The sequence below is a fragment of the Rhodanobacter sp. C03 genome (assembly GCF_002001175.1).
Taxonomy (GTDB): Bacteria; Pseudomonadota; Gammaproteobacteria; order Xanthomonadales; family Rhodanobacteraceae; genus Rhodanobacter.
In genome coordinates this window covers 68,567-94,726 of record NZ_MUNT01000006.1, presented here as the reverse complement: position 1 = coordinate 94,726, position 26,160 = coordinate 68,567, and the positions used below count along the sequence as shown (strand labels likewise).

The window sequence follows — 26,160 nt, the reverse complement described above, 5'->3', positions numbered from 1 at the left end:
AGGGCTTACATCAGATTCTTGTTGATCTTGATCTTGGTGCTTGCCTTGAGCAGTTCAAGCAGTTCGCGCGTCGCCTCGGCACCGTAGGCCTGGGCCATCTGCTGACGCAACGCATCGCGCTGTTCCGGTGGCACCTTGGACAGGTCGCCGCCCTGCACCTTGTCCACGGCCAGCAGCGCATAGCTGCCGTCCTTCATGTCGACCGCAGCGAACTGCGACTTGCCTGCCGCCGGATGCGGCAGCAGGAACGCCTGCGTGAGCAGCAACGCCGGCACATCGGTGCTTTGACGAGTCGCCTCGTTCACGCTCTTGAGCTGGGCACCCATCGCGGTCGCCACCGCCGGCATAGCCTCACCCTTGTCGAGACGCGCCAGAGCCTCGTCGGACAGCTTCTTCTCGGCCGCGGCAACGCGCTCGTCAAGAATCTTCTGCTGCGCGTCGGCACGCACCTCGGTCAGCGGACGGGCAGCGGCAGCGATGTGCTTGTCGACGTGGATTACCACCGAGTGATCATTGCCGAGATCGATAAGGGCGGAATTGTTGCCCTGTACCAGTACGTCATCGCTGAACGCCGCGACAATCACCTTCGGATTCGCCGCGATGCCTTCGCCACCTTTCCGCGAGAACAGCGCAGTGTCCTTGATCGGCAGATCCAGAGCCTGCGCAGCCGGCTCCAGCGAGCTCGGATTCTGATAGGTATTGTCGGACATCTTGCCGGCGACTTCGTTGTACTTGCGGTCGCGGTCAGACGCCGAAGCCTCCTTGACCAGCTGATCGCGCACTTCGTCAAACGGCTTGGATTCACCGCTGCGGACATCGCGCAACCAGATGATGTGGTAACCGTCAGGCGACAGGATCGGCTTGGAGATCTGGTCTTTCTGCAACGCGAATAGCGCCGCATCGAACGCCGGATTCGTCACGCCTTTTTCGAGCCAGCCCAGGTCACCGCCCTGGCGCTTGGAGCCAAGATCCTCGGAATCCTGTGCGGCCAGCTTGGCAAAATCACCGGGGTTGGCTTCAGCCGCAATCTTCTCGGCCTTGGCCAGCGCCGCTTTCTGCTGATCCGGTGTGGCGTTGGCCGGCACGTTGATCAGGATATGCGAAACCAGCCGTTGTTCCGGCTGCACGAAGCGCTGCTTCTCGTCTTCGTATCGCTTCTTCAGATCATCGTCGCTAGGCGTGGTGTCGAGCTTGAGAGCGGCACCGTCGACTTCGATGTACTTCACCGAGACCTGCTCGGGGTTCATGTAGTCGGCCAGGTGCGCCTTGTAATAGGTCTCGATCTGCGCATCGCTGACCTGGTTGTCCGTCAGGTTCGGCTTCGGCAGCAGGAAGTAATGCAGATCGCGGCGCTGGGTAAGCAGGCTCAGGAAACGATCGACCTGATCGTCGCTGGTGATCGTGCTGTCGTTGATGGCGCTCGGCAGCAGCTGGGTTGCCAGCGAGGAGCGGATATCGTCCTCGAACATTTCCGGCGTCTTGCGCTGGCTGGCCAGCCACGCGCGATAGCTGGTTGCATCGAACTGGTTGTTGACCTGGAATACGGGGATCTGGGCAATGTAATCACGCACGGCCTGGTCGGCCACGCGCATGCCCCAGTCGTCATTGGCCTGCAGCAGGAGTTGCTGATCGATCAGCCCATCGACCACGTGCTGCTTCGTTTCGGGCTTCTCGAAGATGCTGGCATCGAAATGTTCACCCTGCTCGGTGCTCATCTGCTGCCGCAGCTGATTCATCCGGGTCTGGTAGTCGTTCTGGCTGATCTCATGCTTGCCGACCTTCGCCACGAACGAATCCGTATGCGACATGAAGTAGGTCTCTATGCCGAAGAACGACATCGCAAAAACGCAAACACCAAGAAGGACGATGGACGGCCATCCATGCATCTTGTTACGCATTGCCTGCAGCATTGAAATCTTCCCGCAACGTGGTTGAAGGCGCATGAAGCGCGTGATGCATGGATGGCACGGGCCATCGCCAGCTTCGTACCCGGTCGACCGAAGCACCACACGGATGCGTTCTGCCTAAATGACAAGGGCGCCACACGGGCGCCCTTGCGAACTGTGGCGGAGTGGACGGGACTCGAACCCGCGACCTCCGGCGTGACAGGCCAGCATTCTAACCAACTGAACTACCACTCCGCATTTTTCTGGTGGGTGCTGTAGGGATCGAACCTACGACCACCGCCTTGTAAGGGCGACGCTCTACCGCTGAGCTAAGCACCCGAAACCAAGCGTCAGCCGCTTAGTTTAGGGCATCCTTGAGGGTCTTGCCAGCCTTGAACGCGGGCACTTTCGACGCCTTGATCTTGATCGCTTCGTTGGTGCGCGGGTTGCGACCGGTACGGGCAGCGCGCTTGCGCACAGTGAACGTGCCGAAGCCCACCACCGAGACGTCCTCACCCTTCTTCAACGACTTCTGCACGGTTTCGAAGAAGGCTTCGAGAGCGCGGCCGGCATCGGCCTTGGTCAGCTCGGCCTTTTCGGCGATGGCATTGATCAGATCGGTTTTATTCATTAGAAAAAACTCCCTTATTCGGTTTTCGCCAAACGCGGTCCGTCCTGGGACAGGACAACGCCGGCATGGATGGTTGGCTCTTGCAAGGCGCCGTAACGCAACCCCGCATCGCTGCGCTGACTGAAGCAACGCCGGGACTGCGGTAACGCCTTTATACCAGTGCCTTGCTGGAATCCGCAACACAAGCCACAGCAACGTTTCCGGAAGATCGACGGCAAACGAAACCGCTTGCAAAACGGGCGCCAGAAGTCTACGGCGCCGCCCAGGTCGATCAACGACGAAAGACAGGCAAAAAAATGCCCCGCCAAGGCAGGGCATTCCTGAGTTGACCCGATCGGATCAAGGCATGCTCAATGCGGGCGGGAGTGCACTTCCGCCGCCTCCCCGGCCACCGCGGCAGGAGTCTGTTCCTTGGCGGGATTCGGCTGCAGTGGACGTTCCAATGCAATGTCCAGCACTTCGTCGATCCAGCGCACCGGATGAATTTCCAGTGAAGACGTGATGTTGGCTGGCATGTCGGCCAGATCCTTCTTGTTGTCCTCCGGAATGATCACCGTGGTGATCCCGCCGCGGTGCGCTGCCAGCAGCTTCTCCTTCAGGCCTCCGATCGGCAGCACGCGGCCGCGCAAGGTGATCTCTCCTGTCATCGCCACTTCGGAGCGCACCGGCACCTTGGTCAGCACGGAAACCAGTGCCGTGCACATCGCGACACCCGCGCTGGGGCCATCTTTCGGCGTGGCGCCTTCCGGCACGTGAATATGCACGTCGAGTTTCTGATGGAAATCGGGGTCGATACCGAGTTGATCGACGCGCGCACGCACGACCGACAGCGCCGCCTGGATCGACTCCTTCATCACATCGCCAAGCTGACCGGTATTCACCAATCGGCCCTTGCCGGGCACCACCGAGGCTTCGATGCTGAGCAATTCGCCACCGACCTGAGTCCAGGCCAGCCCTGTAACGAGGCCGACTTCGTTCTGCAGTTCCTTGCGCCCGAAATCAAAGCGACGAACACCCAGGTAATGATCCAGGTTGGCCGAGTCCACCCGCACCCGCCCCGCTCCCGACTTGGCCTTGGCTTTGCCCGTCTTTGCGGAGGAGGTTTTAGCCTTGGCCTTTTTCACTTCGCCCAAGGTCAGCTCCTTGACCACCTTGCGGCAGATCTTGGAAATCTCACGCTCGAGACTGCGCACGCCCGACTCGCGCGTGTAGTAACGCACGATGTCGCGCAACGCCTCTTCGTCCACGCTGAGTTCTTCGGGCTTCAAGCCATTCGCCTTGAGCTGCTTCGACAGCAGATATTTCTGCGCAATGCCGAGCTTTTCATCCTCGGTGTAACCGGGAATGCGGATGACTTCCATGCGGTCGAGCAGCGGACCGGGAATGTTCAACGAGTTCGCCGTGGCGATCCACATCACCTCGGACAGGTCGAGATCGACCTCCAGGTAATGGTCGTTGAATGCATGGTTCTGCTCCGGATCGAGCACCTCCAGCAAGGCTGACGATGGATCGCCACGGAAGTCCATCGACATCTTGTCGATCTCGTCCAGCACGAACAACGGGTTCTTGGCACCCACCTTGTTGATGTTCTGCACGATGCGGCCAGGCATCGAGCCGATGTAGGTGCGCCGATGACCACGAATCTCGGCCTCGTCGCGCACACCACCCAGGCTCATGCGCACGAATTTCCGGTTGGTCGCCTTGGCGATCGACTGCCCCAGCGAGGTCTTGCCCACGCCAGGCGGACCGACCAGGCACAGGATCGGCCCCTTCATCACCGACACGCGCTGCTGCACGGCAAGGTACTCAAGGATGCGATCCTTGACCTTCTCCAGCCCGAAGTGATCGGCATCGAGCACTTCCTGCGCCATCTGCAGATCCTTGCGTACCTTGCTGCGCTTCTTCCACGGCACGCCGACCAGCCAGTCGAGGTAGTTGCGCACCACGGTCGCTTCGGCCGACATCGGCGACATCTGCTTGAGCTTGCTGAACTCCTGCCGGGCCTTGGTCAGCACGGCCTTCGGCATCCCGGATGTCTCGATCTTCTTCTGCAGTTCCTCGATCTCGTTCGGGCCTTCCTCGTTGTCGCCGAGCTCCTTCTGGATCGCCTTCATCTGCTCGTTGAGGTAGTACTCGCGCTGGCTCTTCTCCATCTGCGACTTGACCCGGCCACGAATGCGCTTCTCGACCTGCTGCAGATCCATCTCGCCATCGACCAGGCCGATCAGCAGTTCCAGCCGCTGGCCCACATCAGCGGTTTCCAGCACACGTTGCTTGTCAGCCATGCGCACCGAAAGATGTCCAGCGATGGAGTCGGCGACGCGTGATGGATCGTCAATACTGGACAGGCTGGCCAGCACTTCCGGCGGCAGCTTGCGGCTCTGCTTGACCAGTTGCTCGAACAGCGAGATCAGCGTGCGCGATACCACGTCGAGTTCACGCTCCTTGGCGTTGTAGACCGGCTCGATCAGGCGCGAGCGGGCGGTGAGCATGCCGCCCTCCTCGCGATAATCCTCGACCGACACGCGCGATTGACCCTCGACCAGCACCTTGACGGTGCCATCAGGCAGCTTCAGCAACTGCAATACACCGGCCAGCGTGCCGACCTGATGCAGGTCGGCGATCTCCGGGTCATCGATATCCGGGCTCTTCTGCGCCACCAGCAGGATCTGCCGCTCGCCCTCCATCGCGCGCTCAAGCGCACGCATGGACTTGTCACGGCCGACAAACAGCGGGATGACCATGTGCGGATAAACCACCACGTCACGCAGTGGCAATACCGGCAGAGCGTCCAGCGCAGCGGGAAGGGGGGCGTTCTTGGCCATGGAAGACGGGTTCCTCGGAATTCGGACAGATTTCGTCCCGACACTGCGCCGGGCACATCATCAGGTCAAGTGGTGGCTGCAAGGTGCTCACTCAAGGTGCAGCGGACACTGAAAACAGAACGGCCCCGGCGAAATCACCGGGGCCGTCGTCAGGACAAGCCTGCGGGAGCGCGATCAGGCTGCGCCGCTGCTCTCGCCTGCCACGCGCTGCTGCAGGTTGCCGCGATAAATCAGGTAGGGCTCGGCCTGCCCGTCGATCACCGCGTCGTCCACCACCACCTTGCTGACATGCTCCAGTGAAGGCAGCTCGTACATGGTGTCGAGCAGCACCTGTTCGAGAATGGTGCGCAGGCCGCGCGCGCCGGTCTTGCGCTTGAGCGCCTTCTTGGCAATCGCCTGCAGCGCCTCGGGGCGGAACTCCAGCTCCACCTCCTCCATCTCGAACAGTTTCTTGAACTGCTTGGTCACGGCATTCTTCGGCTCGGTGAGAATCTTCACCAGCGCCGGCTCGTCCAGCTCGTCCAGCGTGGCCACCACCGGCAGACGTCCCACGAACTCCGGAATCAGGCCGAAACGCACCAGATCCGCCGGTTCGACGTCGGCCAGTACCTTGCCCAGATTCTCGGTGCGCTCCTTGCTGCGGATCTCGGCAGAGAAGCCGATGCCAGTGGTCTCGGAACGCTGCTGGATCACTTTTTCCAGACCAGCGAACGCACCGCCGCAGATGAACAAGATATTCTTGGTGTCGACCTGCAGGAATTCCTGCTGCGGATGCTTGCGTCCGCCCTGCGGTGGCACCGAGGCGAGCGTGCCTTCGATCAGCTTCAAAAGCGCCTGCTGCACGCCTTCGCCCGACACGTCGCGGGTGATCGACGGGTTCTCGCTCTTGCGCGAGATCTTGTCGATTTCGTCGATGTAGACGATGCCCGACTGCGCCTTCTCGACGTCGTAGTCGCACTTCTGCAGCAACTTCTGGATGATGTTCTCGACATCCTCACCGACGTAGCCTGCTTCAGTCAGCGTGGTGGCGTCGGCGATCGTGAACGGTACATTGAGCAGGCGCGCCAGCGTCTCGGCCAGCAGCGTCTTGCCCGAGCCGGTCGGCCCGATCAGCAGGATGTTGGACTTGCCCAGCTCGATATCGTCGCTCTTCTGGCGCGACTCGATCCGCTTGTAGTGGTTGTACACCGCCACGGCCAGCGCCTTTTTGGCGCGGGTCTGGCCTACTACGTACTGATCCAGCGACTCGCGGATCTCACGCGGCTTGGGCAGCTGGGTACGCCCGGAGGCAGCCTTCTCCTCCAGCTCCTCGCGGATGATGTCATTGCACAGTTCCACGCACTCGTCGCAGATGAACACGGACGGGCCCGCGATCAGTTTGCGTACCTCGTGCTGGCTCTTGCCACAGAAGGAGCAATAGAGAATCTTGCCGCTGTCGCTGGAACGCCCCTGCCGGTCGTCGCTCATACTTTCGATCCCGCTGGTAAATCTGGATGCGCCGCGAGAATAACACAGGGCTCCGCGTCTGCATCCAGACGCAGAGCCCGTCTCACGGCTCGTGGGTACAGCGTGGAAATCAGGCCGATTTGACCGTTTCGCCGGCGCGCTTGTCGAGCACCTCGTCGATCAATCCGTAAGCCTTGGCGTCCACCGGACTCATGAAGCGGTCGCGCTCCATGTCCAGCTCGATCTTCTCGATCGGCTGCCCGGTATGCTCAACATACAGCCTGTTCAGGCGCTCGCGGATATACAGGATCTCGCGTGCCTGGATCTCGATATCGGTCGCCTGCCCCTGCGCACCGCCCGAAGGCTGGTGGATCATGATGCGCGAGTTCGGCAGTGCAAAACGCTTGCCCTTGGCGCCGGCCATCAGCAGGAACGAGCCCATGCTGCAGGCCTGCCCGATGCACATGGTGCTGACGTTCGGCTTGATGAACTGCATGGTGTCGTAGATCGCCAGGCCCGCGGTAACCGCGCCGCCTGGGCTGTTGATGTAGAACTGGATGTCCTTGTCCGGGTTCTCCGACTCCAGAAACAGCATCTGCGCGACCAGCACGTTGGCAACCTGGTCGTTGACCTCGCCCACCAGAAAGATCACCCGCTCCTTCAGCAGACGCGAGTAGATGTCATAGGAGCGCTCGCCGCGAGCCGTCTGCTCGACGACCATCGGTATCAAATTGAGGTTCTGGATCTGATCCATGGCCATTGCAGCTCTCCGGTTGATGTGCCTGACAGTATCGCATCGGGCCTGAAGTCAGATCAGGCCCGATTTTCACGGCACCTGAATCACTCAGGCACCGGCCGGGCGCATCACGTCATCGAAGCTCAGATCCAGGTTGGTGGTCCTGGCATGTTCCGCCACCCACTCGGCCACCTGATCTTCCATCACGCGATTCTGCAGCCCAGACATCAGTTGGGGGTCGCCGTTGTAGAGTTCAATGACCTTTTCCGGCTCTTCGTAGGTCGAGGCGATTGCGGCGAGCTGCTCGGCAACACGCTTGCGATCGATCTTGATCTCCTGCTTGCGGGCGATTTCGCCCATCAGCAAGCCGGCGATCACGCGCTTGCGCGCGATCGGCATGGCTGCCTCGATCAATTGTGGCGGCGGCTGCTGGCCCTGCGGCACGCTGCCCACAGCCATGTTGCGCGCCTCGGACTGCACCATCAGCTTCGGCACATCCAGTTCGCCATGCGTATCAGCCAGCTTTTCCGCCACCTCGGACTTCAGGCGCGCCATCAGCGCCGCCTTCAATTCGCGCTCGAGATTTGCACGAACTTCCTTGCGGAAGGTATCCAGGTCGCCATCGTCGATGCCAAACAGCTTGGCGAATTCGCCATCGATCTCGGGCAGCTTCGGCTCCTGCACCTTGATGATCCTGAAGTCGACCTTGGCAGTCTTGCCGGCAAGCTGGTCGTTGCGGAAATCTTCCGGAAACGCGATCTCCGTGTCGAAGCTGTCACCGGCTTTGTGGCCGGTCAGCGCCTCGTCCAGCGCCTTGAACAAGGTACCCGAGCCGATCACGCTGCCGGCACGCTCCAGACCTTCGGCCGGGAAACGGTAGTCGCCAGCTTCAGCGGCGTATTCGAACATCACGAAATCGCCTTCGGCCGAGGCGCGCTCGACCTCCTCGAAGCTGCGGCGCTGCTGGCGCAGGGTCTCCAGCATCTTGTCGATGTCGGCATCGGCAACCACCGCGACCGGGCGGCTGATCTCGAGCGCAGCGACGTCGACAGCGGGAAACTCCGGCATGATTTCGAAGGTGGCGGTGTAGGCGATCTCGCCGTTTTCCGGCTGGCCGGTGGTATTGATCGCCGGATTCGCGATCGGCTGCAGCTTCTCCTGCTCCACCGCCTCGCGCAGCGTGCTGCCGATCAGGTCCGACAACACCTCGCCACGCACCTGCGAACCGAAGCGCTGCTTGATCACCGTCGTCGGCACCTTGCCCGGACGAAAACCCTTCAGGCGCATCGTGCGGCCCATTTCCGCAATACGTGCGCTGACCTGCGTCTCGAAACGCTCCGCGGGGAATTTCACCGTGAGCTTGCGCTCGAGCGTGCCGATGTTCTCAACCGAAACCTGCATGACGTCTCCTGGTACTACCGAATGTGGTGGGCCTGCCACAGGCGCCATGGCGACAACTGTCGCCAACAAAAAAGAAGGAAACCCACGGGGCGTGGTGCGAAAGGGGGGACTCGAACCCCCACGGGGTTAACCGCCAGAACCTAAATCTGGTGCGTCTACCAATTCCGCCACTCTCGCCTTTTGCCCCGAAAACTCATGCAACCACATGATTATGAAACTGATTTTTACCAGCCCCACAAATCCAGCCGTTGCTTTCGGCGTGCGCTTGCCACGCCTGTCTAAGTCGATGATTACCTTATACGAAAGCTGATCATTTTACGGTTGCAAAGCCCTGCAGCACAAGCCGGTCAGCAGCGACCGCGCAGCCACTCCGGCTGCCGCCGATCATCGATGATGAGGCACGCGGGCATGCCACTGGTCGAGCACACCTGCGCCCCGCAAAACAAAACGCCGATCGCAGGCGATCGGCGTTTTGTTTGATTGGTGGGCCGTGAAGGATTCGAACCTTCGACCAATTGATTAAGAGTCAACTGCTCTACCAACTGAGCTAACGGCCCCTGAACTTGCTTGCACCTGCAAATCAGGCTTTGAAACTGGGGTGGATGATGGGATTCGAACCCACGACAACCGGAATCACAATCCGGGACTCTAACCAGCTGAGCTACACCCACCATAAATCTTGAAACTGGTGCGCCCGACAGGACTCGAACCTGCAACCGTCGGCTTAGAAGGCCGATGCTCTATCCGGTTGAGCTACAGGCGCCATCTACTGTGACTGCAGATTGCGTCGCTGGTCGGGGCAGAGGGATTCGAACCCCCGACTTTTGCGTCCCAAACGCAACGCTCTACCAGACTGAGCTATACCCCGCTTTCGAATCCCCGACAGCATCACCACCGGAGCCTTGAAATGTTACGGGTGACGCCTCGCTCAGTCAATCCGTATCGAAGCACACCTTTGTCGCTTGATCATCGTTTTCGCGAAGTAGAAACACCCACTCCGTGAAAACAAAACGGGGTGCAAGCACCCCGCCTCGCCGTATAAAAATGGTGCGCCCGGAGAGATTCGAACTCCCGACCACCTAGTTCGTAGCCAGGTACTCTATCCAACTGAGCTACGGGCGCACTGAAAAAATTGTTCGAACTTCATCGCCGTGATGCCTGCGCATCAGGAGTTGAAGCAAGGAGCGGAATTATTCAGGCTCCAGCGCTATGCGTCAACACTTTTCGTGAAATTTTTTCATAACATTCGCCAAATCACGCGAACATGACCTGACAGATGGCCTTGCCACTCTTGTCCATGACGAAGCCACGAATTCACATCACGGCGATACAAATCAAGAGAGCGGCCTATGGCCGCCCTCTTTCGTCACTCTACGTCGAAACGCTTATGGCCGTCCAAATCCGGATCAACCATCCAGACCGGAACGATTCTGCGTTGCTGGCTCGACCTTGCCCACGGTCGAACCAGTATCACCCTTCGGTGGCGGTGGCGGCGGCGTACCGGTCGATGCATTCTTCGTCCACTCCGCTGGCGGCCCTGGTTCGCGCCCGGCCATGATGTCGTCGATCTGGCGTGCATCGATGGTTTCGTATTGCAACAATGCGTCAGCCATCGCGTGCAGCTTGTCGAGATTCGCGGTCAGCAGCTCCTTGCTGCGCGCATAGGCGCGATCAAGGATGCCACGCACCACTTCATCGATCTTGCTGGCGGTCTCATTGGAGATGCTCTTGTGCTGGGTCACCGAACGACCGAGGAATACCTCGTCCTCGTCCTCGCCATAGGTGATCGGGCCGAGTTCGTCGGACAGACCCCATTTGGTCGCCATGTTGCGCGCCATCTTGGTCGCCCGCTCGATGTCGTTGGAGGCGCCGGTGGTGACCTTGTCGGCACCGAAGATCAGCTCCTCGGCCACGCGACCGCCATACAGCGAGCACAACTGCGACTGGATCGCCACGCGGTTGATGCTGTACTTGTCGCCTTCCGGCAGATACATGGTGACGCCGAGCGCGCGCCCGCGCGGAATGATCGTCACCTTGTAGACCGGGTCATGCTCGGGCACCAACCGGCCGACGATGGCATGGCCAGCCTCGTGATAAGCCGTGAGCTTCTTCTCGTCCTCGCTCATCGCCATCGAGCGACGCTCGGTACCCATCAGAATCTTGTCGCGCGCCTTGTCCAGATGAACCATGCGTACTTCGCGGGCGTTCTCGCGCGCGGCAAACAGCGCAGCCTCGTTGACCAGGTTGGCCAGGTCGGCGCCGGAGAAGCCCGGCGTGCCACGCGCGATCGTCATGGCATTGACGTCGCTCGCAGTGGGCACCTTGCGCATGTGCACCTTGAGGATCTGCTCGCGACCGCGCACGTCGGGCAGCCCCACCACGACCTGACGGTCGAAGCGGCCCGGCCGCAGCAGCGCCGGATCCAGCACGTCGGGACGGTTGGTCGCGGCGATCACGATGATGCCTTCGGTACCCTCGAAGCCGTCCATCTCGACCAGCAACTGGTTGAGCGTCTGCTCGCGCTCGTCATGGCCACCGCCGAGGCCGGCACCGCGATGGCGGCCAACGGCGTCGATCTCGTCGATGAAGATGATGCATGGCGCGTGCTTCTTGGCCTGCTCGAACATGTCGCGCACGCGGCTGGCGCCCACGCCGACGAACATCTCGACGAAGTCGGAACCGGAGATCGCGAAGAATGGCACCTTGGCCTCGCCCGCAATCGCCTTGGCCAGCAGGGTCTTGCCGGTACCGGGCGGACCGACCATCAACACGCCACGCGGAATCTTGCCGCCGAGCTTCTGGAAGCGGCCCGGATCGCGCAGGAACTCGACCAGTTCGCCGACTTCTTCCTTCGCCTCGTCACAACCGGCGACATCGCTGAAATTGACCTTGATCTGGTCCTCGCCCTGCAGCTTGGCGCGCGAACGGCCAAAGCTCATCGCACCGCGACCACCGCCGCCGGACTGCATCTGGCGCATGAACCAGATGAACACGCCGACGATCAGCAGCACCGGCAGCCAGCTGATCAGCAAACCGATCAGCGAGAAGCCCTCGGACGGATCCTGGCGGACTTCCACGCCCTTGTCCTGCATCTGCTTGACCACCGCGTTGGTGGAGAAACCGAGCATCGGGGCCACCGTGCGGTACGCGCTACCGTCTTTCAGCTTGCCACTGAGCGTGGCCGGCTGGTCGGCGCTGATCGTGGCGCTGGCCACGTTGCCGTTGTCCACGCTCTGCACAAAGCTGCTGTATGGCAGATCCGAGGAGGACGCGCTGCGCGGATTGAAGTTCTGGAACACGGCAAACAGCACCACCGCGATGATTACCCAGAGCAACACATTTTTCGCTGTTTCATTCATGCACGGTTCTCGCCCGGTGACACTGCCGAAGGTTTGAGGCCCATCGCCAGTGCGTACACCTCACGCGAACGTGCGCGTGAGGCCTTTGGTTTACGCATGGTTACGCGGGTGAAGTCCGCACGCAAGCTGCGCAAGTAATCGTCGAAGCCAACGCCCTGAAACAACTTGATCAGGAACGACCCACCCGGCTTCAGCCACTGCCGACTGAAATCCAGCGCCAAGTCGGCCAGAGCCATTGCACGGATCTGGTCGGCCAGCGCCACTCCACTCATATTGGGGGCCAGATCGCACAGCACAAGATCCAGCTTGCAGCCATCCAAACGGGACTCCAGCTCGCGCAGCACGGTTTCTTCACGGAAATCGCCCTGCAGGAAGTCCACCCCGGCGATACTCTGCATCGGCAGGATGTCCAGTGCGAACACCTTGCCGGTGTCGCCCAGACGGTTGCGCACGAGCTGTGACCAGCTGCCCGGCGCGGCGCCCAGGTCGACTACATTGATGCCAGGCTTGAGCAGGCGGTCACGTTCGATCAGCTCTTCCAGTTTGTAGACCGCACGCGAACGCAAGCCCTCGGCCTGGGCTTTTTTGACGAATTCGTCGTTGAAATGTTCGCGCAGCCAGACTGCGCTGCTTTTGCTGCGGGCCATGTCGTCTTCGGTCACAGATTGGGGATCGGGATGCTGCATGATACCCTTTGCCGTTCACTGACCGCGAATCGAGCACCACCGCATGGCCCTTTCCTCCTCGCAGATCCGTTACCTGCGCAGCCTCGCCCACGATCTGAGCCCGCTCATCCTGCTTGGCAACAAGGGGGCCTCAGCGGCTGTGGTCAAGGAACTGAACCTGACGCTGGACATCCACGAACTGGTCAAGGTGAAGCTTTCCGGCGGTGACAAAGATGAACGGCAGGCGCAGATCGACGTGCTCGTCGATGGCACCAAGGCCGAAGAAGTCCACCAGATCGGCCATGTTGTCGTGCTGTTCCGCCGCAACGACGACGAGCCGAAGATCGCCCTGCCGCGCTGAGAGGCTGCCGGATGGACCTGTCACTCGACCGTCCCGAAGGATATTTGTTCGTGCGCCGGGTCGGCGCCCGCAGCGTCACCCTGATCGACCGCGAGCTTCATGCCAGCTTCCTGCTGGCACCGGATCAGGCAATCGAGCACTGGCCGGTGAATACCGTCGGCGCACTGGATGCCAGTCATGTCGATAACGTACTGGCCCTGCAGCCGGAGCTGGTGATCCTGGGAACAGGGGAACGCCAGGTGTTTCCGGCCGCCGCGTTTGTGGCCGGCTTCCTGCGCAAGGGCGTCGGTATCGAAGTGATGGACAACGCCGCCGCCGCGCGCACTTACAACCTGCTGGCGGGCGAAGGCCGCCGCGTGGTGGCCGGATTCATCCTGCCGCCCGACTGATCGCCGCGACCCTGCGCGGCTATCTCAACGGGATGGCAGATAACCCAGCGGATCGACTGGATTGCCGTCCTTGCGGATCTGGAACTCCAGCTCGTTGCGCGTGGCGCCGGTGGAACCCATCTCGGCAATCTGCTGACCGGCACTGACCCGCTGACCTTCCTTCACCAGTCGCTTGCTGTTGTGTCCATAGGCGGACAGGAAGCTGTCGTTGTGCTTGATAATCACCAGCTCGCCATAACCGACCAGACCGTTGCCGCTGTAAACCACCACGCCATCGGCAGCGGCCCGGACCGGGTCGCCCTGCTTGCCGCCGATCTCGATACCGGGGATCGCATCGCCACTCTTGAACCGACTGATCAGGCTGCCTTCGGCCGGCCAACGCCAGTTCACTCCGCTGACGCCACGTGAGGGGCCGCTGGCCACCAACGGTACCGGAGCTGGCGGTGGCAAGGTTGCTGGTGCCGGCGTAGGCAGGCCCGCCACCGGGACGACCGTCGTCGTTGATGCCACGGCGGGATGCGTTGGCAACCCAGGCTTCGGCAATGGCGGCAACTGCACCGGCGAAGCCGGAGCAGGATGCGCCGACGTGTCGATGGACGCAGACGTGGCAGGTGGCGACCTCACTGTCTCGAATACCGGGGCCGCCGCCACGACAGGCGGGGGCGTGGCAGGCGTCGCGGACGGTGTGCTGGTCACATGGACAATGGCAGGCTTACTCGACGGCGACAACGTCAGTCGCTGCCCTGGCCAGATCGTGTAAGGCACGGCAATGCCGTTCCACTGTGCCAGATCGCGAAAATCCACGCCATTGCGAAAAGCGATCGAATACAGCGTGTCGCCCTTGGCCACTTGATAACTGCCACCGGGAATTGGCGTGCGGGCTGGCATCACGGTCGTGCTGCCGCGATCGTAACCACTGCCTGGCGCTGGCTCGACTACTACCGAGCTGCGCATGGTGCCGCAACCGACCAGCAGCAGGGACACGACAAAAGGCATCAACCATTGAAGAGTTCGATCCATGCGCATCAGCATAGCGAGGCGACACAGCTTTTTCATGCACAGTCGCTCCGCCAGCCAGCTGGCCATCAACGCGGCCACAGCCACCACACCAGGAGCAGGCCCAGCAGCACCAGCGCGGCCCAGCCGATCCATTCGATATGCTTGTGCAACATGCGCTCGGCGCGCTCGCCGAACAGCTTGATCAGCAACGCGAGCAGCCATACCCGCTTGCCCCGGCCCACCGCAATGCAGGCGAGGAAAGGCAGTACCGGCACGCCGACGATACCGGCGGCCCAGGTGACAAATTTCATCGGAATCACTGGCTGCAGCGCAGCCAGCATCAGTGCCCCCAGCATGGCCAGCCAATGCTGGTTCATGTCGGTGCGCAGGTTTTCCACCCAGGTCGTGACCGTTTGCTGCATATGCGGACTGAACAGCGGCTTCACCGCCTCGTAAGCCCAGTGCCCCAGCGCATAGCCGACGAGTGCCCCGATCAGTGAAAACAACAGCGAGATGTTGGCGTAGAAAAACGCCTTGTGCCGCTTGCCCAGCATCATCGGGGCCAGCATCACTTCGGGCATGACCGGAAAGATGAAGGCCTCGACAAAACTGAGTCCGCACAGGTAATACACCGCGCGTGGGGCGCGTGCCCATACCAGCGCGCGCGCATAAAGCGTTCCGAACAGGCGCATCAACCGATCCCGCCCAGCAGCGGCACGAAGCTGACCGCGCCAAGTTCCTCCTGGGTGAAATCGCCCTGCCCATCACCGCGCATGCGGATCAATGTCTGCCTGCTGGGTGAGCCGACCGGTGCCACCAGCACGCCGGTAGGGCTCAACTGATCGAGAATCCTGGTGGGGATAGTGTCGCCGGCAGCGGTGAGGATGATCGCGTCGAACGGCGCCTCATCGGGCCAGCCGAGCTTGCCGTCGTCGTAGCGCGAACGCAGATTGGTCAGGCCGAGTTGACGGAAACGACGGCGCGCCTGGCGCAGCAACTCCTCGATCCGCTCCACGGTGAACACCTGTGGCACCAGCGAGGCCAATACGGCTGCCTGGTAACCGGAACCGGTGCCGATCTCCAGCACCTTCTGCGGTATACCGAACTCGAGCAATGCCTCGGTCATGCGCGCCACCACCCACGGTTGCGAGATGGTCTGGCCATGGCCGATCGGCAACGCGGTATTTTCGTACGCGCGCGAATGCAGCGCCTGGTCGATGAAGTGATGGCGCGGCGTGTTGCGGATCACATCGATCACCCGCAGATCGCGGATGCCTTCCTCTTTCAGGCTGGCCACGAGGCGATCACGCGCGCGCTGCGAGGTCATGCCCTCGCCCTTGAGATCCGCCGCCGACATGGGATAGACATTCATCGCTCAGGCGGCCTCATCATTGTGGATGGTCTGGCCGGTCGTCATGTCGTCGCTCAATGCCTGCATCCAGCTGCTGACCTTCTCCAGTGCCTGGAAACGGGTCAGGTCGACGTGGATCGGCGTCACCGAAACAAACCCGCGCTGCACGGCATCGAAATCCGTACCGGGACCCGCGTCGTCCACTTCACCGGGCGGTCCGATCCACCAGATCGGCCGGCCGCGTGGATCGGTCTGCTTGATGCACGGCGCGGCGCGATGGCGTCGTCCCAGCCGGGTCACTTCGAAGCCCTTGATCTCTGCCCATGGCCGGTCCGGCACGTTGACGTTGAGGATCGTGTCGGCCGGCAGCGGATCGACCAGCAGCCGCTGCATCAGCAGCAACACCGCGTTGGCAGCCGCGTCGTAATGCACACCCTTGTGATCCCGGCTGACCAGCGACACCGCGATCGCCGGCAGGCCGAGGAAACGTCCTTCCATCGCCGCCGACACCGTACCCGAATAGATCACGTCGTCACCGAGATTCGCCGAGTTGTTGATGCCGGACACCACGATGTCGGGCTCCTCGGCCAGCAGCCCGGCCAGCGCCAGGTGCACGCAATCGGTCGGCGTGCCGGCTACCCGGTAATAACCATTACCCATCGGCAGCACGCGCAACGGCGCGTCGAGGGTGAGTGAATTGCTGGCGCCGGAACGGTCGCGGTCGGGCGCGACCACCGTCACCTGACCGACCGCACCGAGGCGCTCGGCAAGCACGCGGATGCCCGGTGCATCCACGCCATCGTCGTTACTAACCAAAACTCGCATGATGATCCGTTCGAAAGCTGTCTGCGGGTGCGCCGCCGGTGATTCCCTGCACGCACTCCATCCATCGAAGTCTACCGTAGCAGGCAAGCGGATTCACATGCATCGCGCTGCCGCGAGCGGCGACACGCATTACCATGGCGACATGAAGCGCCGTACACCTTTAGCGGTCGACGATCACGACAGCCGCCTGTTTCGCGAGGCGATCGGCGACGTGCGCCCGCTCGATCACGTCGAACCGCCGCCAGCCGCGCCGAAACCGGAGCCCCACCCGCACATGCTGGAAGCCGACGAGGCGGCGGTGCCGGGCGAATTGCTGCAGATGGCATTCGACCCGGCCACGCTCGAGGTGGGCGAGGAGCTGAGCTACCTGCGCGACGGCTACTCGCCGAAGCTGCTGCGTCAGCTCAAGCGTGGCCAGTTCAGCGTGCAGGACGATATCGACCTGCACCAGATGAATGCCGCCGCCGCGCAGGCCAGCATCATCACCTTCCTGGCCGAGGCCAGACATGGTGGATTGCGCTGCGTGCGCATCGTGCACGGCAAGGGGCTGCGCTCGAAAGCCGCCGGCCCGGTATTGAAAAACCTCACCGACCGGATGCTGCGCCGACGCGACGATGTAATCGCGTTTGCCTCGGCACGGCCGGCACAAGGGGGCACCGGCGCGGTGGTGGTGCTGCTGAAGGGCTGAAGAACAACTGTAGGAGCGGCTTCAGCCGCGATAGCTCACCCCATAGAAGAAAATATGGCGCAAAGCATCGCGGCTGAAGCCGCTCCTACAAGAATCTGGCACGTCCTATTGTCCGTCTAGCTCTGCGCCAGTTCGCGCACCACGACCGTGGCATAGGCCCCGGCCGGCAGCTCGAACGCCAGCTCCAGCACATCGTCGCCGAGCCAGCGCCATTTCAGATCCTTCGGCAGCAGACGCAGGGGGCGTCGTTCCTGATCCATGCGCGCCGCGGCCACGCCTTCAGCCAGATCACTGTTGGCCGCACCAATCTCGCGCTCCAGTGCGCCGGCTTCGCCTTGGGTCGGCGGCTCGCCCTGTCCCCATAACGGACCGGACGGATGGATGTCCGCACGCGCCAGCCGCTCGGCCAGCACGTCGGTGAACGGCTCCGGGCCGAACCATGAGCGCGAACCGGCCAGCGACCAGATCTCGCCATCCAGCGGCTGGTCCCAGGCATCGCGCTCGACCCGTGCCGCCAGCACGCTGTTGAAGATGTGCGAACGTGCGGCCGACAGCAGGAACGAACGCTTGTCGCGTTCGACCCGGCGCCCGGCAAACATCGCCCGCGCCTGCGCCACATTGCCGCCTTCGCGACCGAAGCGCTGCTCGCCGTAGTAGTTCGGCACGCCACGTGCAGCGATCTGTGCCAGCACTTGCTCCGCGGCGTCGCGATCACCTTGCGCCGCGCGCAGCACCAGCACGAAACGATTGCCCCGCAGCGCGCCGCGCTTGAGCTTGCGCGAATGCCGGGTCGCCGCCAGCACCTTCACCTCCGCATGCGGAAACGTCGACCAGTCCGGATCGGGCTTGCCAGCCAATTGCACCGAAAACGTCTGGCGGGTGACTGCATGGCGATCCTTCATGCCCGCATAGCCGACGGCCATCGGCGACACGCCGGCAAACTTCGCCAGCTCGCGCGCTACCCAGTCGGTGTTCGCACCACGCTTCTCGACCCACAGCAAGGCATGTTCGCCCGCGCCATCGGCGTCATAACCGAGGATTTCCTCGACGACGAAGTCCTCTGGCGTGCTGCGCAATTGCGCCTGCAAGGGCGGCGCACCGTAGGCCCATGGCAACGGGGCTTGGGCAAGTTCAGATTCGGACATGACACTCCGCCGGTCACGCCGGCATTAAATAGGGAGAAGCAGCGCTCAGCGTCGCTCGAGCAGGACGCAGGCCTGCGCCGCGATACCTTCGCCGCGGCCGGTGAAACCGAGCTTCTCGGTGGTGGTGGCCTTGATGCTGATGCGGCCGATCTCGCTATCCAGGTCATCAGCGAGTTTTTTGCGCATCGCCGGCGCATGCGGGCCGACTTTGGGCGCCTCGCAGATCACCGTGACATCGGCATTGCCCAACGCGTAACCGTGCTGCGCCATCAGCATCGCCGCATGGCGCAGGAACTGGCGGCTGTCGGCATCGCGCCAGCGTTCGTCGCTGGGCGGGAAATGCGTGCCGATATCACCCAGCGCCAGCGCACCGAAGATCGCATCGCACAGTGCGTGAATCACCACATCGCCATCCGAATGCGCGATCACCCCGCGATGATGTGGCACGCGTACGCCACCGAGCGTGACATGGTCACCGTCACCGAACGCATGCACGTCGAAACCGGTACCGATGCGCATCATGCTGTCCTCGCGAGCAGGAACTCGGCCAGCGCGAAATCCGCCGCCGTGGTTACCTTGATATTGTCCTCAGCCCCTTCGACCAGCAACGGAGCGAAGCCAGCCTGCTCCATCGCCATTGCCTCGTCGCTGGGATTCACCCCGCGTCGCGCGGCGTCGCGCAAGGCTGTGGACAGCGCGCCACGTCGGAACATCTGCGGTGTGAAAGCACGCCAGCGTTGATCCCGCGGCTCAGTCAATCCGCTGCGACCGGCGGCATCCGCTTGCTTCAACGTATCGCGCAGGGGCGCGCCCAGCAGGCCGCCGTCGGCCGCGCCAGCCAGTTCGATCAACTTGCCGATATCGGCCAGCCGCACACAGGGCCTTGCGGCATCGTGGACCAGTACAAAATCATCCGCGCCTACGCTATCCGGCAACGCATTCAACCCGGCCAGGACCGAGTCACTGCGCTCGGCACCACCGACTGCCGTGAGTATCGGCTTGCCATGAAGTGTGGTCATGCCGGACCAATGCGCATCCGTCGCTCCCAACGTCACCAGCAGACCGGCAATCCGCGGATGCGCGGCAAGCCGTTCCAGCGTGTGTTCGATCAGTGGCCGCCCGGCCAGAGGCAGGTATTGCTTGGGATAATCGCCGCCGACCCGGGTGCCGCGTCCGGCCGCCGGCACCACGCACCACAACAGCGGCGCGTTCATGGCGAACCGGTGGACGAGGTGGCCGGTGTCGGTGGCGTGCTGCTGGCGTTGGCCGGCTGCTCGACCACCTGATAGAACGTTTCGCCCGGCTTGATCAGTCCCAGCTCGGTGCGCGCACGCGCCTCGACAGCCTGGTCGCCGTGCTTGAGGTCAAGCACATCGGCGCCGACCGCCTGGTTACGCTGCTGCAACTTGGCGTTCTCGTCGGTCTGCTTCTTCACGGCTACCCGCAAGGTATCCACCTCGTGCATGCTCCCGTTGCCGGTCCACAGCTTCAGCTGCAGTCCGATCAGGATCAGGATCAGAACCAGGGCGATCCAGCGCAACATGGGTCGGCGATCTTCCCGCTCAGCCCGGCAGGCGGGTCAGATTGGGGAACGCATCGCGACCGGCATAACGCGCGGCGGCACCGAGTTGTTCCTCGATGCGCAGCAGCTGGTTGTACTTGGCCACGCGGTCACTGCGGCACAGCGAACCGGTCTTGATCTGGGTCGCGGTGGTGGCCACCGCGATATCGGCGATCGTGGTGTCCTCGGTTTCGCCGGAGCGGTGCGAGATGACCGCCGAATACTTTGCCGCGTCAGCCATCGCGATCGCTTCCAGAGTCTCGGACAACGTGCCGATCTGGTTCACCTTGATCAGGATCGAATTGGCGATCTTCTTCTCGATGCCCTCGCGGAAGATCGCCGGATTGGTCACGAACAGATCGTCGCCAACCACCTGGATGCGATCACCGATGGTGTCGGTCAACAGCTTCCAGCCATCCCAGTCGCCTTCGGCCATGCCGTCCTCGATGCTGACGATCGGATACTGCTTCGACCAGCCGGCCAGCAGATCGACGAATTCGGCCGAGCTGTACTGCTTGCCTTCGCCGGCCAGGTCGTACTTGCCGTTCTTGTAGAACTCCGAGCTGGCCGCGTCGAGGCCGAGCAGGATTTCGCTGCCGATTTTGTAGCCGGTCTTGTGGATCGCTTCGAGAATAGTGTCGAGCGCTTCGATGTTGGAGCGCAGGTTGGGCGCAAAGCCACCTTCATCGCCCACCGAGGTGCTCAGGCCACGGCCTTTCAACACGCTCTTCAAGGCATGGAATATCTCGGCGCCGGCGCGCAGCGCTTCGCCAAAGGTCGGCATGCCGACCGGCAACACCATGAATTCCTGCACGTCGATATTGTTGTCGGCATGCTCGCCACCGTTGATGATGTTCATCATCGGCACCGGCAACGCACCCGGCTTGCCATTGGAGAGATAATTCCACAGCGGCTCATCGCGCGACGCGGCCACCGCATGCGCCGCCGCCATCGACACGCCGAGCAGCGCGTTCGCACCCAGCTTGCTCTTGTTCGGCGTGCCGTCCAGTGCAATCAGCTTGGCATCCAGACCCTTCTGGTCGGCCGCATCGAAGCCCTTCAGAGCCTCGGCGATCACACCGTTGACATTCGCCACCGCGTTCTTCACACCCTTGCCGCCATAGCGCGCCTTGTCGCCATCACGCAGCTCGACCGCCTCGCGCGAACCGGTGGAAGCACCACTCGGCACCGCGGCGCGACCAAAGCCACCGCCGGCCAGGGTGACTTCGGCTTCCAGTGTCGGATTGCCGCGCGAGTCGAGGATTTCACGGGCGTGGATGCGGGTGATCAGAGTGCTCATGCGGTGTCCGTTGCGTTCGTTGTGATGATAATGAAAGAGCGCATCGCTGCGCCCGGTAGATCAGGAAACCGTCTGCTCCAGGAACCCGTGCCGCTTGGTCACGGCATCCAGCTCCATCAGGGTTTCCAGCAGCGCTTCCATCTTGCCCAGCGGCCACGCATTCGGGCCATCGCTCAGCGCCTTGCTCGGATCCGGGTGCGTTTCCGCGAACAGGCCAGCCACACCGACCGCGATCGCCGCACGCGCCAGCACCGGCACGAACTCGCGCTGACCGCCCGAGGTGGCACCCTGGCCGCCCGGCAGCTGCACCGAATGGGTGGCGTCGAATATCACCGGGCAGTTCGTATCGCGCATCACGCTGAGCGAGCGCATGTCCGAGACGAGGTTGTTGTAGCCGAAACTGGCGCCGCGTTCGCACACCATGATGTCGTCGTTGCCGACCGCCTTGGCCTTGGCGACCACATGCTTCATGTCCCACGGCGCGAGGAACTGGCCCTTCTTGATGTTCACCGGCTTGCCGGCGCGCGCCACCTTCTGGATGAAGTCGGTCTGCCGGCACAGGAACGCTGGCGTCTGCAGCACGTCGACCACCGACGCCACTTCGTCCATCGGAGTGTATTCATGCACGTCGGTAAGCAGCGGCACGCCGATCTGGCGCTTCACTTCGGCGAGGATGCGCAGGCCTTCTTCCATGCCCGGTCCGCGAAAGCTGTCGCCCGAGGAGCGGTTCGCCTTGTCGAAGCTGGACTTGAAGATGAAGTTCACGCCGAGCCGACCGGTGATTTCCTTCAGCGTGCCGGCGGTATCCAGCTGCAACTGCTCGGACTCGACCACGCAGGGGCCGGCAATCAGGAACAGTGGCTGGTTCAGCCCGATCTCGAAACCACACAGCTTCATGCGATCGACTCCTTACTCGCGCCTTCCTGGCGCTCGCCCTTCGGGCCAGCTTCGCTGTTCGCGAGCGCTGCTGCGCTCGCGGTCGCCAAACGCTCACCTTCGTGCACCGCCTTGAATTCGCGCGCGGCACGGACGAACCCGATGAACAACGGATGGCCGTCACGCGGCGTCGAAGTGAATTCCGGGTGTGCCTGGCAGGCTAGGAACCACGGGTGCTGCTGCTGCGGCAGCTCGACCATCTCCACCAGCAGGTCATCCATCGACTTGCCCGAGATCACCAGTCCCTTGTCCTCGAACGGCTGGCGATAACGGTTGTTGAATTCGTAGCGATGACGATGACGCTCGCGCACTACGTCCTGCCCATACAGTTCACGCGCCAGCGTGCCGGCTTTCAGGCGGCATTCCTGCGAGCCGAGGCGCATGGTGCCGCCCAGATCGGAACGGTCGCTGCGCTGTTCGACCTCGCCGCCAGCAGTGGTCCATTCGGTGATCAGTGCGATCACCGGATCCGGTGTATTGCGATCGTTCTCGCTGGAATCGGCCTCGGCCAGTCCGGCGACGTGACGAGCAAAGTCGATCACCGCTGCGTGCATGCCGTAGCAGATGCCGAAGTACGGTACACCATGCTCACGCGCATATTTCGCAGCCAGGATCTTGCCCTCGAAACCACGCTTGCCGAAGCCACCTGGCACCAGGATCGCGTCGGCGTTACCGAGTGCCTTGGCGGCGCCCTCGGCCTCGACCTGCTCGGAATCGATCCAGTCCAGGTTCACCCGCGTCTGCTGCTTGATGCCGCCATGACGCAGTGCCTCACCCAGCGACTTGTAGGCATCCTTGTGCTCGACGTACTTGCCGACGATGGCGACGGTGACTTCGCCCTTCGGATGCTCCACCGCATCGACCGTGCGCTGCCAGGCGGACAAGTCCGCCGGCTTCGCATCGAGGCCGAGCTTCTTCACCACGATGTCATCCAGCCCTTGCTGGTGCAGCCACAGCGGTTGCTTGTAGATGATGTCCACGTCGGCGGCGCTGATCACCGCGTTCTCGGGCACGTTGGTGAACAGCGCGATCTTGCGTCGCTCACCCTCGGGCAGCGGCTGCTCGCAACGGCATAGCAGGATGTCCGGCTGGATACCGATCGAGCGCAATTCCTTCACCGAATGCTGGGTCGGCTTGGTCTTGATCTCGCCGGCAGCCTTGATATACGGCACCAGGGTGAGGTGCATGAACACCACCTTCTCCGGGCCATGCTCGATGCGCAACTGGCGGATCGCCTCCAGGAACGGCAACGACTCGATATCGCCGACCGTGCCGCCAATTTCGACCAGGGCCACGTCGAAACCGCGGGTGGCCTCGTGGATGCAGTGCTTGATCTCGTCGGTGATGTGCGGGATCACCTGCACGGTCGCACCGAGATAATCGCCACGGCGCTCCTTGCGGATCACGCTCTCATAGATCTTGCCGGTGGTAATCGAGTTCTTGCCGGTCAGGCGGGTATGCACGAAGCGCTCGTAGTGACCGAGGTCGAGGTCGGTCTCGGCACCGTCGTCGGTCACATAGACCTCGCCGTGCTGGAAGGGGCTCATCGTGCCCGGATCCACATTGATATACGGATCGAGCTTCATCATGGTGACCGAGAGCCCGCGCGCTTCAAGGATGGAAGCGAGCGACGCCGCAGCAATGCCCTTGCCAAGCGAGGACACCACACCGCCGGTGACGAAAATCAGGGGGGTCATGGAAAGCAGCCGTGCTGGAAATTAGGCATTTTAGCTGCAGAAGCGCCCCTCTGCGAGATGGCAGCGAAGAATTCTCTGTTTTGATTCATTTCCGCGGTCGCCACCATGGATGAAACGGCCGCGGGTCGCCTGCTAGCATGACTGGATGAACAACCTCATCCCCGCCCGTCTCGCCGCCCTGCGCGCGGCCATGCAGCAGCATGGCGTCGCCGCCGTCCTCGTTCCCAGCGCCGATCCGCACCTGTCCGAATACCTGCCCGAGCACTGGCAGGCGCGCGCATGGCTGTCAGGCTTCACCGGTTCGGCCGGCACCCTGATCGTCAGTCGCGAACACGCCGGACTGTGGACCGACTCGCGTTATTTCTCGCAGGCCGAACAGCAGCTGGCCGGCAGCGGCGTCACCCTGATGAAGCTGCGCGTGCCGCACGCCGCCGAGCATCTGGAATGGCTGCAGCAGCATCTGCGCGACGGCGATGTGCTGGCCGCAGCTGGCGACAGTCTGGCGCTGACCACCCAGCGGCAGATCGAACATCGGCTGACCGAGACCGGCGCCAGCCTGCGCACTGACCTGGATCTGCCCGGGAGCATCTGGCCGGATCGCCCCGTGCTGCCGCAGGCGCCGGTGGTCGAGCACGATTTGAGCTACGCCAGCATCCGGCGCGCCGACAAGTTCAGTCGCCTGCGCAAGGCGATGCACAAGCTCGGCGCCACCCACCATCTGCTGTCCAGCCTCGACGACATCGCGTGGCTGACCAACCTGCGCGGCAGCGACGTCGAGTGCAATCCGGTGTTTCTCGCCCACCTGCTGGTGCAGGCGGACAGCCGCGCCACCTTGTTCGTCAACCGCGCCAAGCTCAGCGATGCGCTGGTCGCGGCGCTGGCTACCGATGGCATCGGCATCGCCGACTACGCCTCGATCACCTCGACCCTGCAGGAACTGGGCGCCGCCGACCACCTGCTGCTGGACAGTGGCAGGGTGGTCGGCGCGATCGCCGCGGCGATTGCGCCGACCGTAAGCCGGATCGAGGCAGCCAACCCGAGTACTGCCTTCAAGGCGGTCAAGAGTGCCGCCGAACTCGATCATATCCGCGAGGTGATGCGCCGCGACGGCGCCGCCCTGGTGCGCGGCTTCCGCCGACTGGAACAACGTCTCGCCGCCGGCATGACGGTGACCGAACTGGATGTCGACAGCCTGCTGCACGAGGAGCGCTCGGCCCAGCCTGGCTGGGTTGGCGAGAGCTTCGCCACCATCGCCGGCTACCAGGCCAACGGCGCACTGCCGCATTACCGCGCCACGCCGGAGTCGCACAGCACGCTGCAGGCCGAAGGCCTGCTGCTGATCGATTCGGGTGGCCAGTATCTTGGTGGCACCACCGACATCACCCGCGTGCTGGCACTCGGCGAGACGACGCCGGAACAGCGCCGCGACGCCACCCTGGTGCTGAAGGGCATGATCGCGCTGTCGCGTGCCCGTTTCCCCAAAGGCGCCAGCGGCCCGCAACTGGATGCGCTGGCGCGCGCGCCACTATGGGCCTGCGGCATGGATTACGGTCACGGCACCGGCCATGGCGTCGGCTACTTCCTCAACGTGCACGAGGGTCCGCAGTCGATCCGCCCACCGGTCGCCGGCGGCGCGCTGGTGGCGCTGGCGCCGGGCATGATCAGCTCGATCGAACCGGGCCTGTACAAGCCCGGCCGGCATGGCATCCGCCACGAAAATCTGGCGGTGGTGATCGAAGCCGATCGCACCGAGTTCGGCGAGTTCAACGCGTTCGAGACGCTCACGCTGTGTCCGTTCGACCGCCGCGCGCTGGAACCGAGCCTGCTCAATCCGGAAGAACGCGCGTGGCTCGACGACTACCACGCCAGTGTGCGCGCCGCGCTCAGTCCGTTGCTGGAAGACGCCGATCTGGAGTGGCTGCACCGCCACTGCGCGCCGCTGTAAGCGACAACTTCAGC

At 62.7% G+C, this 26,160-nt stretch carries 23 protein-coding genes and 8 tRNA genes; 4 read left to right on the top strand and 27 right to left on the bottom strand.

Annotation, left to right across the window (positions count from 1 at the left end):
- Window positions 1-5: 5 nt before the first annotated feature.
- The 16 genes from B0E48_RS08680 to rlmE all read right to left on the bottom strand — a co-directional run bounded on the left by B0E48_RS08680 (window position 6) and on the right by rlmE (window position 12,931).
- Entirely contained in the window at window positions 6-1,910 is a 1,905-nt protein-coding gene (locus B0E48_RS08680) for a SurA N-terminal domain-containing protein (RefSeq protein ID WP_077517754.1), read from the bottom strand.
- A gap of 154 nt (window positions 1,911-2,064) precedes the next feature.
- Window positions 2,065-2,141, bottom strand: a tRNA-Asp gene (locus tag B0E48_RS08675).
- Window positions 2,142-2,150: 9 nt separating this feature from the next.
- A tRNA-Val gene (locus B0E48_RS08670) sits at window positions 2,151-2,225 on the bottom strand.
- A 19-nt stretch (window positions 2,226-2,244) separates the two neighbouring features.
- On the bottom strand, window positions 2,245-2,517 hold the full coding sequence (locus B0E48_RS08665; RefSeq protein ID WP_007511239.1) for an HU family DNA-binding protein: 273 nt from the start codon (window positions 2,515-2,517) through the stop codon (window positions 2,245-2,247).
- A 350-nt stretch (window positions 2,518-2,867) separates the two neighbouring features.
- Complete coding sequence (lon, locus tag B0E48_RS08660) at window positions 2,868-5,342, bottom strand: endopeptidase La (protein ID WP_077517753.1); 2,475 nt, start codon at window positions 5,340-5,342, stop codon at window positions 2,868-2,870.
- 174 nt (window positions 5,343-5,516) lie between these two features.
- Window positions 5,517-6,809 (bottom strand): ATP-dependent Clp protease ATP-binding subunit ClpX, encoded by a 1,293-nt coding sequence (gene clpX, locus B0E48_RS08655; protein WP_077517752.1) that lies wholly within the window; start codon window positions 6,807-6,809, stop codon window positions 5,517-5,519.
- Between the two features lie 109 nt (window positions 6,810-6,918).
- On the bottom strand, window positions 6,919-7,542 hold the full coding sequence (gene clpP / locus B0E48_RS08650) for an ATP-dependent Clp endopeptidase proteolytic subunit ClpP (protein WP_343124598.1): 624 nt from the start codon (window positions 7,540-7,542) through the stop codon (window positions 6,919-6,921).
- A 90-nt stretch (window positions 7,543-7,632) separates the two neighbouring features.
- Complete coding sequence (gene tig, locus B0E48_RS08645; RefSeq protein ID WP_077517750.1) at window positions 7,633-8,925, bottom strand: trigger factor; 1,293 nt, start codon at window positions 8,923-8,925, stop codon at window positions 7,633-7,635.
- A gap of 92 nt (window positions 8,926-9,017) precedes the next feature.
- Window positions 9,018-9,102 (bottom strand) — tRNA-Leu (locus B0E48_RS08640).
- 304 nt (window positions 9,103-9,406) lie between these two features.
- Window positions 9,407-9,482: transfer RNA gene (locus tag B0E48_RS08635), tRNA-Lys, on the bottom strand.
- 37 nt (window positions 9,483-9,519) lie between these two features.
- Window positions 9,520-9,596: transfer RNA gene (locus B0E48_RS08630), tRNA-His, on the bottom strand.
- Between the two features lie 15 nt (window positions 9,597-9,611).
- Window positions 9,612-9,688 (bottom strand) — tRNA-Arg (locus B0E48_RS08625).
- Window positions 9,689-9,716: 28 nt separating this feature from the next.
- Window positions 9,717-9,793: transfer RNA gene (locus B0E48_RS08620), tRNA-Pro, on the bottom strand.
- 177 nt (window positions 9,794-9,970) lie between these two features.
- Window positions 9,971-10,047: transfer RNA gene (locus B0E48_RS08615), tRNA-Arg, on the bottom strand.
- A 284-nt stretch (window positions 10,048-10,331) separates the two neighbouring features.
- Window positions 10,332-12,284, bottom strand: a complete 1,953-nt coding sequence (gene ftsH, locus B0E48_RS08610) for an ATP-dependent zinc metalloprotease FtsH (RefSeq protein WP_174566729.1) — start codon at window positions 12,282-12,284, stop codon at window positions 10,332-10,334.
- Window positions 12,281-12,931 (bottom strand): 23S rRNA (uridine(2552)-2'-O)-methyltransferase RlmE, encoded by a 651-nt coding sequence (gene rlmE, locus B0E48_RS08605; protein WP_077518355.1) that lies wholly within the window; start codon window positions 12,929-12,931, stop codon window positions 12,281-12,283. The genes ftsH and rlmE overlap by 4 nt, the downstream gene beginning before the upstream one ends.
- Before the next feature lie 82 nt (window positions 12,932-13,013).
- Here rlmE and B0E48_RS08600 point away from each other — a divergent pair, with 82 nt between their 5' ends.
- Window positions 13,014-13,310, top strand: a complete 297-nt coding sequence (locus tag B0E48_RS08600; protein WP_077446100.1) for a YhbY family RNA-binding protein — start codon at window positions 13,014-13,016, stop codon at window positions 13,308-13,310.
- Window positions 13,311-13,321: 11 nt separating this feature from the next.
- The gene (locus B0E48_RS08595; RefSeq protein WP_077517748.1) at window positions 13,322-13,699 is read left to right on the top strand and encodes an Mth938-like domain-containing protein; all 378 of its coding nucleotides are present in this window, start codon (window positions 13,322-13,324) and stop codon (window positions 13,697-13,699) included.
- Between the two features lie 24 nt (window positions 13,700-13,723).
- On the opposite strand, the gene B0E48_RS08590 is transcribed toward B0E48_RS08595, so the two are convergent.
- Genes B0E48_RS08590 through surE form a run of 4 tightly spaced genes read right to left on the bottom strand, consistent with a single transcriptional unit; the run spans window position 13,724 to window position 16,874 of the window.
- On the bottom strand, window positions 13,724-14,731 hold the full coding sequence (locus B0E48_RS08590) for a peptidoglycan DD-metalloendopeptidase family protein (RefSeq protein WP_077517747.1): 1,008 nt from the start codon (window positions 14,729-14,731) through the stop codon (window positions 13,724-13,726).
- A gap of 53 nt (window positions 14,732-14,784) precedes the next feature.
- Window positions 14,785-15,390 carry a VTT domain-containing protein gene (locus B0E48_RS08585; protein ID WP_077517746.1) on the bottom strand — a complete coding sequence of 202 codons (606 nt, stop codon included), beginning with the start codon at window positions 15,388-15,390 and terminating at the stop codon, window positions 14,785-14,787.
- Window positions 15,390-16,070: a protein-L-isoaspartate(D-aspartate) O-methyltransferase gene (locus B0E48_RS08580; protein WP_077517745.1), complete on the bottom strand. Its 681-nt coding sequence runs from the start codon at window positions 16,068-16,070 to the stop codon at window positions 15,390-15,392. The genes B0E48_RS08585 and B0E48_RS08580 overlap by 1 nt, the downstream gene beginning before the upstream one ends.
- Window positions 16,071-16,073: 3 nt before the next feature.
- A complete protein-coding gene (gene surE / locus B0E48_RS08575) occupies window positions 16,074-16,874 on the bottom strand; it encodes a 5'/3'-nucleotidase SurE (RefSeq protein ID WP_077517744.1) in 801 nt (266 codons plus the stop codon).
- Between the two features lie 142 nt (window positions 16,875-17,016).
- Here surE and B0E48_RS08570 point away from each other — a divergent pair, with 142 nt between their 5' ends.
- Complete coding sequence (locus B0E48_RS08570) at window positions 17,017-17,562, top strand: Smr/MutS family protein (protein ID WP_077518354.1); 546 nt, start codon at window positions 17,017-17,019, stop codon at window positions 17,560-17,562.
- A gap of 116 nt (window positions 17,563-17,678) precedes the next feature.
- Here the strand turns inward: B0E48_RS08570 and truD are convergent, their stop codons facing one another.
- The 7 genes from truD to B0E48_RS08535 are packed head-to-tail and all read right to left on the bottom strand — an operon-like array spanning window position 17,679 to window position 24,201.
- Complete coding sequence (gene truD, locus B0E48_RS08565) at window positions 17,679-18,707, bottom strand: tRNA pseudouridine(13) synthase TruD (RefSeq protein ID WP_077517743.1); 1,029 nt, start codon at window positions 18,705-18,707, stop codon at window positions 17,679-17,681.
- A gap of 45 nt (window positions 18,708-18,752) precedes the next feature.
- The gene (gene ispF, locus B0E48_RS08560; protein WP_077518353.1) at window positions 18,753-19,226 is read right to left on the bottom strand and encodes a 2-C-methyl-D-erythritol 2,4-cyclodiphosphate synthase; all 474 of its coding nucleotides are present in this window, start codon (window positions 19,224-19,226) and stop codon (window positions 18,753-18,755) included.
- Window positions 19,226-19,921 (bottom strand): 2-C-methyl-D-erythritol 4-phosphate cytidylyltransferase, encoded by a 696-nt coding sequence (gene ispD / locus B0E48_RS08555; protein WP_077517742.1) that lies wholly within the window; start codon window positions 19,919-19,921, stop codon window positions 19,226-19,228. The genes ispF and ispD overlap by 1 nt, the downstream gene beginning before the upstream one ends.
- Window positions 19,918-20,250: a cell division protein FtsB gene (ftsB, locus tag B0E48_RS08550; protein WP_077517741.1), complete on the bottom strand. Its 333-nt coding sequence runs from the start codon at window positions 20,248-20,250 to the stop codon at window positions 19,918-19,920. The genes ispD and ftsB overlap by 4 nt, the downstream gene beginning before the upstream one ends.
- Window positions 20,251-20,269: 19 nt before the next feature.
- Window positions 20,270-21,568: a phosphopyruvate hydratase gene (gene eno, locus B0E48_RS08545; protein ID WP_077517740.1), complete on the bottom strand. Its 1,299-nt coding sequence runs from the start codon at window positions 21,566-21,568 to the stop codon at window positions 20,270-20,272.
- A 60-nt stretch (window positions 21,569-21,628) separates the two neighbouring features.
- Complete coding sequence (gene kdsA, locus B0E48_RS08540; protein ID WP_077517739.1) at window positions 21,629-22,465, bottom strand: 3-deoxy-8-phosphooctulonate synthase; 837 nt, start codon at window positions 22,463-22,465, stop codon at window positions 21,629-21,631.
- A complete protein-coding gene (locus B0E48_RS08535) occupies window positions 22,462-24,201 on the bottom strand; it encodes a CTP synthase (RefSeq protein WP_077517738.1) in 1,740 nt (579 codons plus the stop codon). Before B0E48_RS08535 ends, kdsA begins: the two co-directional genes overlap by 4 nt.
- Before the next feature lie 145 nt (window positions 24,202-24,346).
- On the opposite strand from B0E48_RS08535, the gene B0E48_RS08530 reads away from it, so the two are divergent.
- Window positions 24,347-26,146, top strand: coding sequence for an aminopeptidase P family protein (locus tag B0E48_RS08530; protein ID WP_077517737.1), 1,800 nt, complete (start codon window positions 24,347-24,349; stop codon window positions 26,144-26,146).
- The last annotated feature ends 14 nt before the right edge of the window (window positions 26,147-26,160 follow it).